The sequence below is a fragment of the Alloacidobacterium sp. genome (assembly GCF_035631355.1).
GTDB lineage: Bacteria > Acidobacteriota > Terriglobia > Terriglobales > Acidobacteriaceae > Alloacidobacterium.
Map to the genome: position 1 here is coordinate 1 of NZ_DASQIX010000069.1, position 16,605 is coordinate 16,605.

At 56.9% G+C, this 16,605-nt stretch carries 13 protein-coding genes; 10 read left to right on the plus strand and 3 right to left on the minus strand.

All coding sequences use genetic code 11. The annotated features are described in order from the left end of the window. Window positions 1–70: 70 nt before the first annotated feature. Genes ftsW through mraY form a run of 3 tightly spaced genes read right to left on the minus strand, consistent with a single transcriptional unit; the run spans window position 71 to window position 3,707 of the window. A complete protein-coding gene (ftsW, locus tag VEV40_RS12650) occupies window positions 71–1,162 on the minus strand; it encodes a putative lipid II flippase FtsW (protein ID WP_324832772.1) in 1,092 nt (363 codons plus the stop codon). Continuing rightward, on the minus strand, window positions 1,147–2,520 hold the full coding sequence (gene murD, locus VEV40_RS12655; protein ID WP_324832774.1) for a UDP-N-acetylmuramoyl-L-alanine--D-glutamate ligase: 1,374 nt from the start codon (window positions 2,518–2,520) through the stop codon (window positions 1,147–1,149). The genes ftsW and murD overlap by 16 nt, the downstream gene beginning before the upstream one ends. Window positions 2,521–2,573: 53 nt before the next feature. Beyond that, window positions 2,574–3,707 carry a phospho-N-acetylmuramoyl-pentapeptide-transferase gene (gene mraY, locus VEV40_RS12660; RefSeq protein ID WP_324832776.1) on the minus strand — a complete coding sequence of 378 codons (1,134 nt, stop codon included), beginning with the start codon at window positions 3,705–3,707 and terminating at the stop codon, window positions 2,574–2,576. 268 nt (window positions 3,708–3,975) lie between these two features. Between mraY and VEV40_RS12665 the strand changes: the two genes are divergently transcribed. The 10 genes from VEV40_RS12665 (at window position 3,976) to VEV40_RS12710 (ending at window position 16,584) form a co-directional block, all read left to right on the plus strand. Then, the gene (locus VEV40_RS12665) at window positions 3,976–4,314 is read left to right on the plus strand and encodes an integrase core domain-containing protein (RefSeq protein ID WP_414637844.1); all 339 of its coding nucleotides are present in this window, start codon (window positions 3,976–3,978) and stop codon (window positions 4,312–4,314) included. A 211-nt stretch (window positions 4,315–4,525) separates the two neighbouring features. After that, window positions 4,526–6,421 (plus strand): 1-deoxy-D-xylulose-5-phosphate synthase, encoded by a 1,896-nt coding sequence (gene dxs, locus VEV40_RS12670; protein WP_324832777.1) that lies wholly within the window; start codon window positions 4,526–4,528, stop codon window positions 6,419–6,421. Between the two features lie 104 nt (window positions 6,422–6,525). Beyond that, window positions 6,526–7,050: a DUF2127 domain-containing protein gene (locus VEV40_RS12675; RefSeq protein ID WP_324832779.1), complete on the plus strand. Its 525-nt coding sequence runs from the start codon at window positions 6,526–6,528 to the stop codon at window positions 7,048–7,050. 340 nt (window positions 7,051–7,390) lie between these two features. Further along, window positions 7,391–7,831 carry a division/cell wall cluster transcriptional repressor MraZ gene (locus VEV40_RS12680; RefSeq protein ID WP_324832781.1) on the plus strand — a complete coding sequence of 147 codons (441 nt, stop codon included), beginning with the start codon at window positions 7,391–7,393 and terminating at the stop codon, window positions 7,829–7,831. Window positions 7,832–7,854: 23 nt separating this feature from the next. Then, window positions 7,855–8,787 (plus strand): 16S rRNA (cytosine(1402)-N(4))-methyltransferase RsmH, encoded by a 933-nt coding sequence (gene rsmH, locus VEV40_RS12685; protein WP_324832782.1) that lies wholly within the window; start codon window positions 7,855–7,857, stop codon window positions 8,785–8,787. Between the two features lie 182 nt (window positions 8,788–8,969). Next, entirely contained in the window at window positions 8,970–9,482 is a 513-nt protein-coding gene (locus VEV40_RS12690) for a cell division protein FtsL (RefSeq protein WP_324832784.1), read from the plus strand. A 35-nt stretch (window positions 9,483–9,517) separates the two neighbouring features. Beyond that, on the plus strand, window positions 9,518–11,872 hold the full coding sequence (locus VEV40_RS12695) for a penicillin-binding transpeptidase domain-containing protein (protein WP_324832786.1): 2,355 nt from the start codon (window positions 9,518–9,520) through the stop codon (window positions 11,870–11,872). Between the two features lie 565 nt (window positions 11,873–12,437). After that, on the plus strand, window positions 12,438–13,943 hold the full coding sequence (locus tag VEV40_RS12700) for a UDP-N-acetylmuramoyl-L-alanyl-D-glutamate--2,6-diaminopimelate ligase (protein WP_324832879.1): 1,506 nt from the start codon (window positions 12,438–12,440) through the stop codon (window positions 13,941–13,943). Beyond that, on the plus strand, window positions 13,940–15,304 hold the full coding sequence (locus VEV40_RS12705; protein WP_324832787.1) for a UDP-N-acetylmuramoyl-tripeptide--D-alanyl-D-alanine ligase: 1,365 nt from the start codon (window positions 13,940–13,942) through the stop codon (window positions 15,302–15,304). Before VEV40_RS12700 ends, VEV40_RS12705 begins: the two co-directional genes overlap by 4 nt. A gap of 587 nt (window positions 15,305–15,891) precedes the next feature. Beyond that, a complete protein-coding gene (locus VEV40_RS12710; RefSeq protein ID WP_324832788.1) occupies window positions 15,892–16,584 on the plus strand; it encodes a toll/interleukin-1 receptor domain-containing protein in 693 nt (230 codons plus the stop codon). The last annotated feature ends 21 nt before the right edge of the window (window positions 16,585–16,605 follow it).

Consider the following 16,605-nt stretch of genomic DNA (forward strand, 5'->3'; position numbering starts at 1 on the left):
TCGGCAATGGCCAGCGCCGGCATGATGTGGCCGCCTGTGCCGCCACCTGCAATCAACACGCGCACAGCAGCTACTCGATCTCCCGCGTGATATTTAGCAGTACGCCCATCAGCGCCAGCATGATGAAGAGCGATGTTCCGCCATAGGAGATGAACGGCAGCGTAATGCCCTTTGTTGGGACCAACGCGAGCACAACGCTGATGTTGAAGAAGGCTTGAATGAGAATCGTGGCCGTAATGCCGAAAGCGAGAAAGCGCGCGAACGGATCTTTCGAGAGCATGGCTGCGCGAATACCGCGATAGCCAAGAACGATAAACAGTCCCACGACGATGACCGCTCCAAGAAGACCTAGTTCTTCGGCAATGTTGGCAAAGATATAGTCCGTGTGCGGCTCAGGCAGATAGAAGAGCTTCTGCCGCCCCTCCATGTAGCCAAGACCATGCAATCCGCCTGTGCCAACGGCAATCAGTGACTGAATAATATGAAAGCCCTTGCCCAGCGGATCGGCCTCAGGATTGATGAAGGCCAGCATCCGGTCACGGCGCCACTTGACGCGGAAGAGCATGAAGTAGAGTACGGGCAATGATGCGAACACGGCATAGCCGAGGTACTTCATCTCCATGCCGGCAAGATAAAGCATCAGCGCGGTGACGCCGAAACACACCAGCGCAGTGCCGAAATCCGGCTCCTTCAGGATCAGTGCAATGAAGACAAGACTCGGGAGCGCCGCCGGAAGAATCGTGCTGCGCCAGTCATCGATCGTTTGCATCCTGTTTTGCAGGAACCACGCGAGAAACAGCACCAGCGCCGGCTTGGCCAGTTCCGACGGTTGAAAAGACAGGATGCCGAAACGAATCCAGCGATGGGTATTGTGCGAATCGCGCATGAGAAACGCGGCCAGCAGGCACATCACCGTAATGGCAACTGTGGGGAAGACGACAGTGGGACGGTTGTATTTGCGATAGTCCACCTGCATCAGCAGTGTCATGGCGAATAGTCCCACTGCCGCCCAGATGGCCTGACGAATGACAAACGTGTATGGCGAGCCGAAGCGTTCCTTGGCCATAACCGCCGAGGCGCTGAAGACCATCGCCAGTCCAATGACGACGAGGACCAGCGTCATGCAGAACAGCAGCTTGTCAACGCCTACGCGTTTTGCCATACACCCTGTCTCGCGTGCACCAGTTCTTTGAAGACCTGCCCGCGATGCTCGTAATTTTCAAACTGGTCGAAGCTCGAACACGCCGGCGCGAGCAATACAATCTCCCCCGGCTGTGCGGCTTCGGCTGCTTTGGTCACTGCCTGCTCTAACGTTCCGCAGCTGACCACCGGAACAGAACCATAAATATGGGTCTCTATTTTCTCCGCCGCTGCGCCAATGGTGTACACCGTCCTCACCCGCTCTTCGAGTAATGCGCGAAGCTGGCGGTAATCGGAGTTCTTGTCCTTGCCGCCGAGAATGAGGTGAATGCCGCCGGGAAACGCTGCGATGGCCTTCGCCGCCGCATCGACATTCGTCGCCTTCGAATCGTTGTAGTAGTCAACGCCATTGATCTCGGCGACAAACTCCAGCCGATGCTCGACTGCCTTGAAAGACTCGACCGCCTTGCGAATGACTTCAGCTTCTACGCCTGCAAGCCGCGCAGCACATACGGCGGCTAGCACGTTCTCGACGTTGTGATGGCCCTTGAGGGGGATATTTTCGACTTTCAGAATGAACTCAGGAGCGGCCTGCTCCGAGGCGCGATAGACGATCGCCCCTTCGTGAACAAATGCGCCCTGCCGCACCACGCGCTTTGCACTGAACCAGAAGATGCGCGATTTTGCGCGGGACGCCATGCGCGAAGTCACATCGTCGTCGGCATTTAGGACGAGAGCATCTTCGGCAGTCTGGTTAGCAAAAATGCGTTCCTTGGCCGCGGCATAATTCTCAAACGATCCATGACGGTCAAGATGGTCTGGCGTTACGTTCAGAATCACGGCAATTTCAGGACGGAAGCGTTCGGTCGTCTCGAGTTGGAAGCTTGATACTTCAAGCACGGACCAACCGTCCTCGCGGCTGCCGTCAACCAAAGCAATCACAGGCACGCCGATGTTGCCGCCTACTTCAACCTGCAGGCCGCCGGCTTTGAGAATTTCGCCGCAAAGCGCAGTCGTTGTCGTCTTGCCGTTTGAGCCGGTGATGGCCAGCGATTTGCCTTTAAGATACCGTGATGCCAGCTCCACCTCACCCAGAATCGGCAGACCGAATGCCTTCACCTGCACCAGCTCCGGCGTGTCGAGTGGCACGCCCGGGCTGACAACAATCAAATCCTGACGGCGAAAAGTCAGCAGCCCGTGGCCGCCGGCTTCAACGGCGATGCCTTCTTCCAGCAGCGCGGGAATGTCTTTGCCCAATTGCTCGGCACTGCGAATGTCCGAAACCGTAACCTGCGCGCCTCTGCGCCGCAGAAAGAGCGCGGCCGCCAGGCCGGACTTGCCCAGACCTACCACGAGAACCTTTTTGCCTTTAAATTCCATGCTCTTTCGATTTTCCGGCCCTATTAGCCATTCTGTCACGCGCGCGGTGAAATTTAACGAAGCTTCAGTGTGGTGAGTGCCAAGAGCGCAAACACCAGCGCGCCAATCCAGAAGCGGGTAATGACCTTCGACTCCGACCACCCCAGCAATTCAAAGTGATGATGCAGCGGCGCCATCTTGAAAATGCGCTTCTTGCGAAGCTTGTAGCTGCCCACCTGCAGAATCACCGACAAGGCTTCCAGCACGAAAATGCCGCCGATAAAAGGCAGCAGCAGTTCCTGCTTGATCGCAACCGCTACCGTGCCGATTGCGCCGCCTAGCGCCAGCGAGCCCACGTCTCCCATAAAAACTTCTGCCGGATGCGCGTTGTACCAGAGGAAGCCGATGCTGGCTCCCACCATCGATCCACAGAAGATGGAGAGCTCCCCTACCAGCGGCATGCGCTGCAACTCGAGATAGTCGGCAAAAACCACATGGCCGCTCACATATGTCAGCACCGTAAGCGCGCCTGCCGCGATGATCGTGCAGCCAATCGCCAGCCCGTCGAGGCCGTCCGTAAGGTTCACGGCATTGCTCGAAAACACAATCACCAGCACCGTGAATACAACAAAAGGCAGGAATGCCAGCAATCCAAAGTGTGGAATGTGCCGAAGCGCGTGGATGGCGAAATCAGGCTGCAGGCGCTTGACGAAGGGTACGCTCAGTTTGGTTGAATAGATGCCCCGTGTCTGCATGGCGACCAGCGAAACCGAGATCGCGAGGCTGGCCAGAATCTGATAGCCCATCTTGGCGTGCGCCGTCAGGCCAAGGTTCCGGCGTTTGACGACCTTAATATAGTCATCCGCAAAGCCAATGGCGCCGAAAGCGACGGTTGATCCCATCACCAGCCATACAAACGGATTTGATAGGTCGGCCCAGAGTAATGTGGGCAGCAGAATGGCGATGCAGATGAGCACGCCGCCCATGGTTGGCGTGCCAGCTTTCTTCTGGTGCTCCTTAGGTCCTTCTTCGCGGATGTACTGGCCAATCTGGAACTCGCGCAGCTTCTCGATCACATACGGCCCGATGATTAGCGCGATTAGCAGCGCCGTCATCGATGCAAATGCGGTGCGGAACGTCAGATACCGGAAGATGCGGAATGGTCTGAAGTATGGAAAAAGCTTCTGATACAGGAGCCAGTAGAGCAAACACTTCCTCCGGCGTAATTATGGGTTCCCTGCGTGCGTGGTTTTCGCACGCAGGGGTGGAAAATCGAGGGGTTTCTTGTTCATCTTACAGAACTACTTTGTTTCAACTTATCCAGCACACTCGGGCACCTGAGATCTTTCAAGAGGTTGTCCATTCGATCAAGCGGAGAAGCTGGATGTGGCGAACACACAGTTTTTCCGGAGAGATCGAATAGACTATCACCAGAATGCCCGACTCACGGTGTGGAGTCGAGAGCAAACGGCCCACATGGCGCTTTCGACCGGCTGCACCGCTCACGACTTCTTCGCCAGACCCGCGCTGCTGACCGACAACGGTTCCAGTTACCGCTCTCACCGCTTCCGGGCTGCCTGCCAGATTCTGGAAATCAAACACCACCGCACCAAACCCTACCGCAAACTACCGGAAAGCCGAACGCTTTATCCAGACTGCCTGCGCGAATGGGCCTACGCCAAACACTGGACCCATTCCAACCAACGAAACGCCTGCCTGCAGCCCTGGACCGACTACTACAACCGCCAAAGACCTCATGGTAGCCTCAACTACGAACCACCCATCTCTCGCTCCGAGATCGGGACAACCTCTTAATCTTCTACAGGCACCCCGTCACCCGTCTTAACCTCTACGGGCACCCGGTGCTCTTACGAAATAGTATTCAGGAACTTGGTATACTTATATTTCAGAGGAAAGACTTGTTGTTCCGCAGCGCAAGGCCCTGGTTCAGGGTCTTTTTTGCTGTGATGGTGGAGCATCGGGTCGCGCCCGTTCGCGTCTAATCGAATGGACGTTCTATCACTGAATGGGACATTTACTCGACACCATCCAATCACCGGCTGACATTAAGAAACTCTCCGTCGCCGAGCTCGAATCGCTGGCGCAGGAAATCCGCGAGACATTAATACAGACGCTTTCGAAGACGGGCGGCCATCTGGGGCCGAACCTCGGCGTTGTGGAATTGACGCTGGCCATGCACTACGTCTTCGATACACCGACGGACAAATTTGTCTTTGATGTGAGCCATCAGGCGTATGTGCACAAGCTGCTCACGGGACGGCGCGAGCGCTTTGAGACGATCCGTCAGCCGGGCGGGCTGAATGGCTTCATGCTGCGCACGGAAAGCGAGCATGACATCTATGGCGCGGGACATGCGGGCACTTCGCTGTCCGCCGCGCTGGGCATGGCGGTCGCACGCGACCTTGCGGGCGGCAAGGAGCATGTGGTCGCGCTGGCCGGAGACGCGGCCTTTACCAACGGCATCTCCTTTGAAGCGCTGAACAACATCGCCGACCAGACCAAGCGGCTGATTGTTGTACTGAACGACAACGAATGGTCGATTGACCGCAATGTTGGCGCGATTGCCCGCTATCTGCACAAGATCGTCACGAACGAACACGTGACGCACCTGCACGACAGCGCGGCGCGTCTTCTGGAACGGCTCGGCAAGACGGGCAAGACTGCGGTGAGCGTAGTGCGGCGCGCTGAAGAAGCGGCGAAGGGCATGTTGTGGCCTTCGGTCTTCTTCGAGGAGTTTGGCCTGACGTATTATGGGCCGCTCGACGGGCACAACATTGGCTTGCTGATTGAGACTTTCCAGTTCCTCAAGGCACAGGACAAGCCTGTGCTGCTGCACGCCATTACACAGAAGGGACGCGGCTTTCAACCGGCACTCGACAAGCAGAAGAAGTTTCATGGTCTCGGACCATACGATCCGGAGACAGGCGAGACCAAGCCTGCGGGGCAGCAGACCTATTCGGAGGTCTTCGCGAATACGCTGGTCAAGCTGGCCAATGAGAATGAGAAGCTGGTCGCCATTACTGCGGCCATGCCGAATGGAACGGCGCTTGACCTTTTCCGTCCGCATCATCCTAAGAAGTATTTCGACGTTGGCATTGCCGAAGAACACGCCGTGATCTTTGCGGCGGGCATGGCGACGCGTGGTTACAAACCTTTCTGCGCGATTTACTCGACGTTTTTGCAGAGGGCCTTCGATCCTATTGTTCACGATGTGTGTTTGCAGAAGCTTCCGGTTGTCTTCTGCATGGACCGTGGCGGCTTGAGCGGCGACGACGGCGCAACACACCACGGATTATTCGACATCAGCTATCTACGCGGCATTCCGAATATTGTGCACATGGTCCCCAAGGACGAAGATGAACTGGCGGACATGCTCTACACGGCCATGCTGCATGAGGGGCCGAGCGCGGTGCGCTATCCGCGTGGAACAGGGCCCGGCGCATCGGTCAAGGAGCATCCGGTTGCTCTTCCGATTGGAAAGGCTGAAGTCATTGTCGATGGCGATGACGTGGCCATCTTTGGCCTCGGCGCACTGCTGCCCATGGCGGGTGAACTGGCGGCGAAGCTTGAAACGAAGGGGCATTCCGCCGCGGTTATTAATCCGCGCTTCGTCAAGCCGCTCGACCGCGATGTGCTGGAGCGCTATGCGCGGCGGGTTGGCGTCATTGTTACATTCGAAGATCACGTTCTCATGGGCGGCTTCGGCAGCGCAGTAATGGAAGTGCTGAACGAAATGCAGTTGCCGGTTCCGGTGGTCCGCATTGGCTGGCCCGATCGCTTTATTGAGCATGGCAAAGTTGAGCAGCTTCGGGCGCGTTACGGCGTCAGCGTGGAAGCGGCGATGGAAAAGCTTGCGCCTTATCTCAAGAAGATGTCGCCTGCCAGGGCGTTTGCTGGATAGACCGGCAGTCAGCAACAAAACAGCATCCACTAACGTAGCGGGAGTTTCACATTACGAAGGATTGCCGACGCTCGCGCCCCGACCCACTATGATGAAAAGAGCGCATGACTGAAGTACAGAATCTGAAAGGGAAGCCAGGCGTCAAAACGCGCCACAAGCACGACCGCTGGATCCAATTAATCGGCGGGTTCAAGCTTTTGAAGGGCGTGCTCTTCATCCTGCTGGGGATTGGCGTACTGAAGCTGGAGCACCGTGACATTGTCGACGTGCTGACGCGCTGGTTGACCGACTGGCACTTCGATCCGGAAGGCAGGTTTGTGAACCTGCTTCTGGATAAAGCTGCGCTGATTGACGCGCACCGCATCAAGCAGATCGGCATTGCCATCTTTTGCTATGCGGGCCTGGATTTTCTGGAAGGTACGGGGCTAGTGCTGGAAAAGACCTGGGCCGAATACCTCACGCTGATTCTCACCGCGTCATTTCTGCCATGGGAACTATACGAAATTCTGCGCCATCCAACCTGGGTAAAGGCGACGCTGACGCTGGTGAATGTGCTCGTGGTGGTATATCTGGTGTTCTATGTGCAGCGCAACCTGCGGTCAAGGGCCGAGCATCGGGGTGAAGAATAGGCGAAAAGGCCTAGCGTGACTTTTGTAATCTGGCAAGAGCAGAAATAAATCCTGGAACCAGATTGTTAAACACCTGATTTAGTGGATCGAAGGTGTAATGGGTACTACCCATTGAGGTTTCTCCAAACCTGAATCGGCCACTTCTTTCCATTCCGGGAATTTTCCGAAATCTCCACAGCAAAACGCGCTTTGACGGGCGCATCTACTGAGTTACGATGTCAGTGGACTTAAGTGGTCAGAAATAGATATTTATGGCTATTTAGAACGATTTCGAGTCATAATTGCATGTTCTTGTCCGATAGGGCGAGAGACGGTCGGTTTTGGGGATTAAAGAAAAGCGATGTTTCGTGGGAACCATCCAGCGCGCGTTGACGAAAAAGGAAGATTAAAACTTCCCGTGGAATTCAAGCGCCCGCTGACGGAGAACTACGGATCGCTTTTTTACATAACCAGTAAGGACGGCAAGGTTGCCGAGGTCTATCCGCTGAAGGAATGGGAAAAGATCGAGGAAAAACTGGCGGCGATTCCGAGTTTCCATCCGGCGAAGAAAAAGGTGATGGACCGGGTGAACTATTACGGCCAGACGGCGGAGATCGACGCGCAAGGCCGCTTATTGCTGCCGCAGATTTTGCGCGAGTCGGCGAATTTGATGACGGACGTGGTGGTCTTCGGAATGCAGAACTACCTGACGGTAGCGAACCACGAAGACTTCAAACGGAACATGGAATCGTCTCCGCTGACGCCGGAAGACGAGAAGGAATTAGCTGGATTTGGGCTATAACTGAGGCCCCCAAGGGGGAGCACATGACGGAACGTGAGCGACATGTGCCGGTTCTTTTAAAAGAAGCGATCCGATACCTGAATGTGCGGCCGGGCGGCACATATTGTGACGCCACGCTTGGACTTGCTGGACATTCGTCGGCGATAGCGCGGCAACTGGGTCCGCAAGGCAAGCTGATTGGCTTCGACCGCGATCCCGAAGCAATGGTCTTGGCGCAGGAGCGGCTGGATGATTTTCGCGAAACGCTGGGGCCGGCGATGCCGGAAGTCGTTCTGCACGATGTGGAGTTCTCGCAGGCGGAGAAACTGCTGGAGCCGGAGAGTCTGGACGGGCTGTTGGCCGATTTCGGCGTCAGCTCGTTGCAGTTCGACGAGGCGCACAGGGGATTTAGTTTTCAGGCGGATGGGCCTTTGGAAATGCGGATGAATCCGCGCCAGGGCGTCACCGCCGAACAGGTGGTAAACCAGGCCGGCGAGAAAGAGCTTGCCGACCTGATTTACGAATTCGGAGAGGAAAGGAGGTCGCGGAGAATCGCCAGAGCCATTGTCAGGGCCCGGCCGATTACGACAACGGCGCAACTTGCCAGAATCGTAACGGCTGCGGCCCCGGCGATGAAATCGGACAGAATTCATCCGGCGACGCGGACTTTTCAAGCTCTCCGAATTTACGTAAATGCCGAGTTGGACGAGATTGATGCGCTGCTGAGTGCAGCGCCCGGGCTGCTGAAGCCGGGTGGAAGGCTGGTGGTGATCAGCTTCCATTCTCTCGAAGACCGGAGGGCAAAAGATGCGCTGCGTGAAGGCGCGCGGCAGGGACTTTATGAAGTGTTGACGCGGAAGCCGGTAACGGCGGAAGCGGAAGAGACGGATCGCAATCCGCGGGCGCGCAGCGCGAAGCTGCGGGCGGCGGAGAAAAAGGCAGGGCACAGCGCTCAGGGCGCAGGGCACAGGCGTTAAATCAAAATTCTGTGCCTTGAAACCTAAGCTCTGCGACCTGGAAAAAGATCGGGCCGGGGTCGTCCCACCGTTGTACAAGGCGAAAGTTAGACGACTTCAGTAAGTCCCTCCTCAGATTAGCGACCCAGGCCCGGTCGTTTGAGGAGGATGAGAGAAGTTAGCAGTAGCAGCGGAGAACAACAATGGCGACACAGGTAATCGCAAGCAATGGAATATTGACGGCGCCCCGCAGAAGCGCGGAGGCGATAGCCGCCGAGCGGAACCTGTCCCTGTTTGCGCAGCAGCAGCGCGCGCGGCGGGGGCCAACGCCGGAGGTCTTCTTCGTAAAGCGTTTTGACAATTCGCGGCTGGTAAAGGCCGCCGATCCGCAACGCGTACGTGAGATGCGCACCTTTGCCTGCGTCATGGCGATTTTGTTTGCTCTGGTGATGGTCTATGGCTGGCAGCACTTCTCCTCCATCGAGTACGGCTATCGTGTCGAGTCGGAAAAGCAACAGGTGACACAGTTGGAGGAGCAGAACCGTCAGCTTCGCCTGACCGAAGCGGAGCTTGCCGATCCGGCGCGCATTGACCGCATGGCCCACGAAATGGGCCTCGCCGCTCCGCTGCCCGGACAGGTTGTCCGCCCGGATGCGAGCCTCGACCAGAATGGTCCGGTAATGGCGAAGATGACTCCAGCGGTCCCCCTCCGCTAGACACTGCCTCAAAACATACTGCCGGAAGGTAACACGTGAAGCAGTCCACATTCCATTCCGCGAAAAATCCGGCATCGCAAAGCACACAAACGGCGCATACGGGCCTAGTGACCCCGATGCGCCGTTTGCGTGTGATCTATGTCATCGCCGTCTTCGCGTTCTGGGCTGGGTTGATCGGCATACGCCTGGTCTGGCTGCAGGTGTTTCGCCACCATGAGTTTGTGGAGCGCGCGGCGATGCAGCAGCAGCGCACCTTTGAAGTTGCCCCGCGACGCGGCGTGCTCTACGACCGCAATCTGCATGAACTGGCGATGACGGTGCTCGCCGACTCGATTTATGCCGTACCTTCGGAGATTGGAGAAGCGCGGCCTGCGACAGCTGCGGCGCTGGCGAAGGTCGTCCATGTTGATTCGACAGACTCGTTCACATCCGAAAGGCAGATTCTGGCGCGGTTGAACGCATCGCGGAACTTCGCCTGGATTGCGCGCAAACAGGACCCGGCGATTATCGCCAAAATCAAAGCGCTTAATCTGAAGGGTGTTTATATCCAGAAGGAATTCAAGCGTTTTTATCCTGACAACCAACTAGCCGCGCAGGTACTGGGCTATGTTGGCCTCGACGACACAGGGCTGGGTGGCCTCGAGCTGAACTTCGACGATGACCTGCACGGCACGCCGGGCCGCATGTTGACGGCGATTGACGCGCGCCGGCATGTGCTCGACAGCGAGGAGAGCGATCCGCTGCCGGGTGAAAACCTGGTATTGACGCTTGACGCCAATATCCAGTTCATGGCCGAGCAGGCGCTCGATCGCAACATGGAACGCACCCATTCGCAAACCGGGACGATCGTGGTGCAGGACCCTCACACGGGACAGATTCTCGCGCTGGCAATCCGGCCTACATTTAATCCGAACGATTTTCGCCATGCGACCACGAACCTGCTGCGCGACCATGCAGTGAGCGATGTCTACGAGCCGGGCTCGACCTTCAAGCCTGTGACCTATTCAGCAGCGCTGGAAGAAAAAGCGATTACTCCGGACACCATTCTGGATTGCGGCGGCGGGCAGATCAACATTGCCGGTCACACCGTACACGATGCTCCCGGCGATCATTTTGGATTGATTCCCGCATGGAAGGCCCTTGCGGTTTCGAGCAATGTTTGCGCCATTCGCGTAGGCGAACGCCTGGGGCCGGACCGCCTGTACAAATACATCCGCGCATTTGGATTTGGCGACCGCACCGGCATTGAGCTGCCCGCCGAGACCCGGGGATTGCTGGAGCCGCTCAAACACTGGGGCCCCTCTTCAATGGGTGCTATTCCCATGGGGCAGGAAGTTGCTGTTACGCCCATTCAGATCGTCACGATGGTTTCAACCATTGCGAATGGCGGCGTGTATCTGCCTCCTCACATTTTGCTGAAGAGCACAGAGCTAATGAAAGGCAACCCGAAGCTGCTACCGGCAGCCTTTCACCCGGAGAGCAGTTTGCCCGACCCGCTGCCGGACGGCGCGCACCGTGTGATCTCGGAAATGACCGCGGCGCAGGTGCGAAAGATGATGGAAGATGTGGTGCTCATCGGCACTGCGCACGAGGCAGTCCATCTGAACGGATACAGCGCGGCCGGCAAGACGGGAACAGCGCAGAAAATCGACCCGGCAACACACACCTATTCCAAAACAAAGTTTGTTGCTTCCTTCGTGGGATTTGCGCCCGTGAATAACCCGGCCATTGCCATTGCAATTGTGATGGATTCGCCTGACCACAGCATGCACTTCGGGGCGCAGGCCAGCGCGCCCGTTTTTCAGGACCTGGCGCAGCAGATTCTTGAGTATCTGGGTGTGCCTCACGATAAGGAGATGAAGCCGGAGGCGGAGCTTGCAAAGAACCAGGCGCAGGCTGTGGATGACGATCAATCAGAGCAGAGCGATGCCGACCTGAACTCGCTTTTTGCCGAGGTGAATGATCTTCCCGCGGATGATCCGCTGCGCGCGCCGCAGCAGTCGCCTGGGCAGGCTGCTCCGGTGGCGAAAAATGAAAGGCCGCCTTCCGCGGAGAAGTCTTCAGAAGAAGTGGATCATCCTACGTCATCAACGACGGCGATGGCTGAGACCATTACGCCGAAACCTGCTGAAGAGCCTGTGCCAACGCCGCCAATGCCAACGGCTCCGCTGCCCGCGCCTGTGGTGAATGGCTCAGTGGTGGTAAACGCGGCCAAGAAAGTGGCTGTCCCGTCGCTTGTCGGGCAGTCTGTGCGCGACGCCATTGAGCAGGCCGGTTCCGCAGGGCTTGGCGTGCAGGTGCTGGGCACAGGCATCGCGCGCGAGCAGGCGCCCGCTGCCGGAACGATGGTGCCGGCTGGCACTGAGATTGTGGTGCGCTTTACCCGCTGATCTAAAATTAGTCGGTTGGCGGTCATTTATTGCACTTACAGCAGCAGCGTCAGATTGGGAACTGTTGTCGTCTGGAAGGACATCGGCGGTTCACCCCTTTTTTATGGAAGGAAGAGCTGAGTCGTTTACGTGAATCGAAGAGGTTACAATCGGGGCCATGACGATACGAGGCGACCACAATCGGCTTGTAAAGAGACGGGATCAGCGTAGGGCGGTTAAGCTGCGGACATTCTCTATGTGGTCTGAGACTGGCGAGCGACTTCCGTACAATCCCGGCTGGACGCACGAGGTCTCTGAGGCATCAGATAACGCGGCCAACGCTACAACCACAGCACCTGTTTTCGGTGCTCACAGTTCGCTGGGTTCAGGCGAATGGATAGCGCCGTGGAATGTTCGCTGGAGCGTGCCGACGAAGTAGCTTCCGACTGCAGCGATAGTTCACGGATTTGTGAGGAAGCAGCAGAATCACTGGCCGAGAAACCATGCAACTTAATGCAACAACAAGATCAAAGCTAGAGCGTCAGCTCCTGTCTTTGCAATCTAAAATCAACTTGTCCCTATGCAGATGGAAGAGTTGTTGCGAGGAGTCGGAGTGGTGCGGCGCGCAGGCCTATCGGTCGATGTGAGCGGCATCGAATACGACTCGCGTAAAGTTGTGCCGGGATCGCTGTTTGTCGCCATGCAGGGCGGCACGACAGATGGCAATCGTTACATTGCCTCTGCCATTGAGCGCGGGGCGAGCGCTGTTGTGACCGATTCGGCGATGACGTTTCAGGATGCCGCTAGTAAATATCCACAGATTGCGTTGGCTGAAGTGGCCCATGGACGTAGCGCGCTCGCGGGCATCTCGGCAAACTACTTCGGGCATCCCGAAAAGAAGCTGGCGCTGAGCGGCGTGACCGGGACCAACGGCAAGACAACGACGGCATTTCTGCTGGACGCAATGCTGAACCGCGTGACGCGCAAAACAGTTCTCGTTGGGACGATTGAGTACCATGTCGCCGGAGTGGTTGTTCAATCACCGCACACGACGCCGGAATCGCGTGACCTGTTGGAGTTATTTGCGAAGGGCGTTTCTGCTGACGCGACAGAAGCGGTGATGGAAGTTTCATCCCATGCGCTTGAACAAGGCCGCGTGTGGTCGCTTCCGTTTGATGTGGCCATCTTTTCGAACCTGACCCGCGACCACCTCGACTACCACGGCACGATGGAGAAATACTTTGCGGCTAAGCGCATGCTCTTCGACGGATCGAATGGCGTAGTGCCGCGCGTGTCTGTCATCAACATTGATGACTCATATGGCGCTGAATTAGCAATCAAGGCGCGCGAAGCGGGCTCAGAGATTTTTTCTTATGGTTTGGAAGTAGGCGAATTTCGTGCCGATGATGTCAGTATGTCGGCATCGGGCATGAAATTCAGGCTGGTCGCTCCGAATGGTAGCGCGGCGATTCAGACAAAGCTGACCGGTAAAGTGAATGTCTATAACCTGCTTGCGGCCTCGGCTGCGGCTAATGCTCGTGGGCTTACTTTGAATGAAATTGCGGATGGCGCAGCCTCACTTGAGTGCGTTCCGGGACGCTTTCAGACGGTCGATGCAGGACAGCCTTTTACCGTGGTAGTGGATTATGCTCACACCGACGACGCGCTGCGTAACCTGATTGCGCTGGCGCGCGAGTTTGTGAAGCCTGCAAATGGCCGTGTGATTACGCTTTTCGGATGCGGCGGCGACCGCGACCGGTCGAAGCGTCCTTTGATGGGCCGGGCTGCGGGCGAAGGCAGCGATTTCGTGGTGCTCACTTCGGACAATCCACGCAGCGAGGATCCGGAAGCGATTCTGCGCGATGCTTTACCCGGACTTGAAGCAACGGGCGTCGAGTTTGTCACGGAAGCTGATCGCGCGAAAGCAATTCAGATTGCCATTGAACAGGCAAGGTCCGGAGACATCGTCCTGCTGGCAGGTAAAGGCCACGAGAAGACGCAGACGCTGCGCGACCACGTCATTCCTTTTGACGATATGGAAGTAGCTGCCGGCGCCATCCGCGTGCTGGCGAAGGCGGGAGCGAAACGGTGAAGCTGCCGCTCGACCAGATTGCTCATTGGATGAGCGCAACGCTGCACGGACACGCGCCCGCAGCAACCGGCTACTCCATCGATTCACGCACGCTGAATCCGGGTGACCTGTTCTTTGCCGTCCGCGGAGAGCGCTTTGATGGACATGATTTTGTGACTGCCGCTCTGGAACGGGGCGCATGCGCCGCTGTGGTGGCGAAGACGAAGGTCCTCGACCTGCCGGAAGCGGCGCGGCAAAACGCACTGCTCATCGTTGACGAGCCTCTGATCGCCTTGCAGACACTGGCTGCGGCTGTCCGGCGGCACTGGGGCAGGCGCGTGGTCGGTATAACCGGGAGCGCGGGCAAGACAACGACAAAGGAAGCCATTGCGGTCGTGCTCGGCGCGAAATTTCACGTTCTGAAATCGCAGGGCAATCTCAATAACGGATTTGGCCTGCCGCTGCAACTGCTTCGACTCGAACCGGGACATGAAATGGCGGTGATCGAGATGGGCATGTCGAATGCGGGTGAGATCGCGGCGTTGGCGCACGTTGCGGTTCCCAACTGGGGCGTAGTCACGAATGTCGGCAACGCGCACGCGGAAAATTTTCCGGACGGCATTGCCGGTGTTGCCCGCGCGAAGTATGAATTGATTGCGGCGCTGCCCGCCGATGGCGTGGCGTTTCTGAATTGTGACGACGCCTATGTATCGCAGTTCGGCAGAGATTTTCGCGGTAAGACTGTCTACTTCGGTAAAGGGCCGTGCTCGGATCCTAAGGCTGAATCGGTGGATGAATTGGGCGCGGAGGGTATTCGTATACAGGTGCGCGCGGGCGCGCGCGAGACTCAGGTTCGCCTGCGGCTGCTGGGTCAGCATAATGTAGCCAATGCCATGGCGGCGATTGCTGTGGGTCTGGAAGCGGGCGTGCCGCTGGAAGATTGTGCGCGCTCGCTGACGATGCTGGAGCCGGGTGACAAACGCGGGCAGACGCTGCACCTGCGCGGGGCTACGATTATCAATGACTGCTATAACTCCAATCCTGAAGCGCTGAAGGCGATGATCCGGACGCTGATGTCGGTGCCGGGGCAGCGGCATATTCTCGTCGCCGGAGAGATGCTCGAGTTGGGACGCGAGACGGCTGCTTTGCACGCGAGTTGTGGTGAAGCTGCCCGCGATGTCGATATCGTGCTGGGGGTGCGCGGAAATGCCGTGCACATTGTTGAGGCAGCAAAGCAGGGTGGAGCGGAAGCGCTCTTTATGGAAACGCCCGAGTTGGCGGGAGCATGGCTCAAGCGCAATCTGCGGGAAAAAGATGTTGTCCTGCTGAAGGCGTCGCGCGGAGTACGCCTGGAACGTGCGCTGGATGAGTTGGAGAAGTGATGTTTACGATCCCACCCTTTCGGCAAAGGCAGCCGCAAGGATAGGTCACCTGTGAACTTTCAAGAGGTTATTCCATTCGGTTGGAACCGCTGCCAGGTGGCTTGATCGCTGCTCTCGATGGGCATGAAAATCCGGGAGTCAATCCCTATGTTCTTCAGCAAATCATCCGAGATACCGAGCACGCGGAAAGCGATCCGCACGCAGCGTTGCGCGAAAACAGGACGCCTGCGCTTCTTCTCTATCCTGAATGTAATTACCTATCCTGGAAAGGTGCGGTCGATTATCGGCGAACACTGCCTGATCTAAAAATTTTTTTTATATTCCGCGGGCAGGGCACTACATTCAATTCGAGCAGCCGGAGTTGCTCAAGCAGGTGATTCTGAACTTTCTTCTCGACCAACCCGAACCCATTCCCTCCTATTCCAGCGACGTGGACCCCAGGAAACAGCCATAACCGGGTGTCGGCAACCCACATCTCGCAGAGATGTGGGTTGCAAGACGGACGCAGATCATCGGGATGGATGATGCCGATTTCACTGCTTGAATTCTGAATGTTCAGCGTAGCAGGTCAGGGAATAGTATGTCGCATGATGAAAATTGTCAGAAGGTCTATCGATGCTCGTGTTCATCGGGAGCCAGATGTCTTCCTGAGCCACAGTTCACGCGACAAAGAGTTTGTCCGGCGTCTGAGCGAGGACCTTACTTTTTGTGAAATTGATCCGTGGTTAGACGAATGGGAGATTCAGGCTGGTGACAGTCTTTTCGACCGGATCGGTGATGCGCTGGAGAAATCAAGGTATACAGCTATAGTTCTGGGAGACCATTTTTCCGACTCCGACTGGGCGCGCATTGAACTGAAGCAGGCACTCGCCAAGGAAAGGCGAAAAGGCGCGGTGCATGCCCTGCCGATTATTTGTGGAAACTCCTCGATTCCGGCCTTTCTCGAAGATAAAGTCTTCATTGATTTCCGCACTGACTACCATGCGGCGCTGTCTCGGCTTGCCGCTCACCTGCACGGCATAGAGAGAATACGAATTGAAGACGCGATCAGGTTCTGCCGGCCCAAAGATTTGGGAGGCACAATTGAATGTCTGCGCGATGTTGGCATTGAGCCATACATCGTGCTGGGCGAAGCCGACTTTAATGAAATCATCGCTACCGGGCATGTCTTGAAAATGGGAGACAAGGTCAGGTTTGATCCAGAAGCGGTTTGCGCGAGCGATGTATCTCCGCGTATCCGTCGTTTGATGAGAAAACTGATTGACGAGGTCTGGCGGTAAAAGAGCAGGTGCCTGGCATCT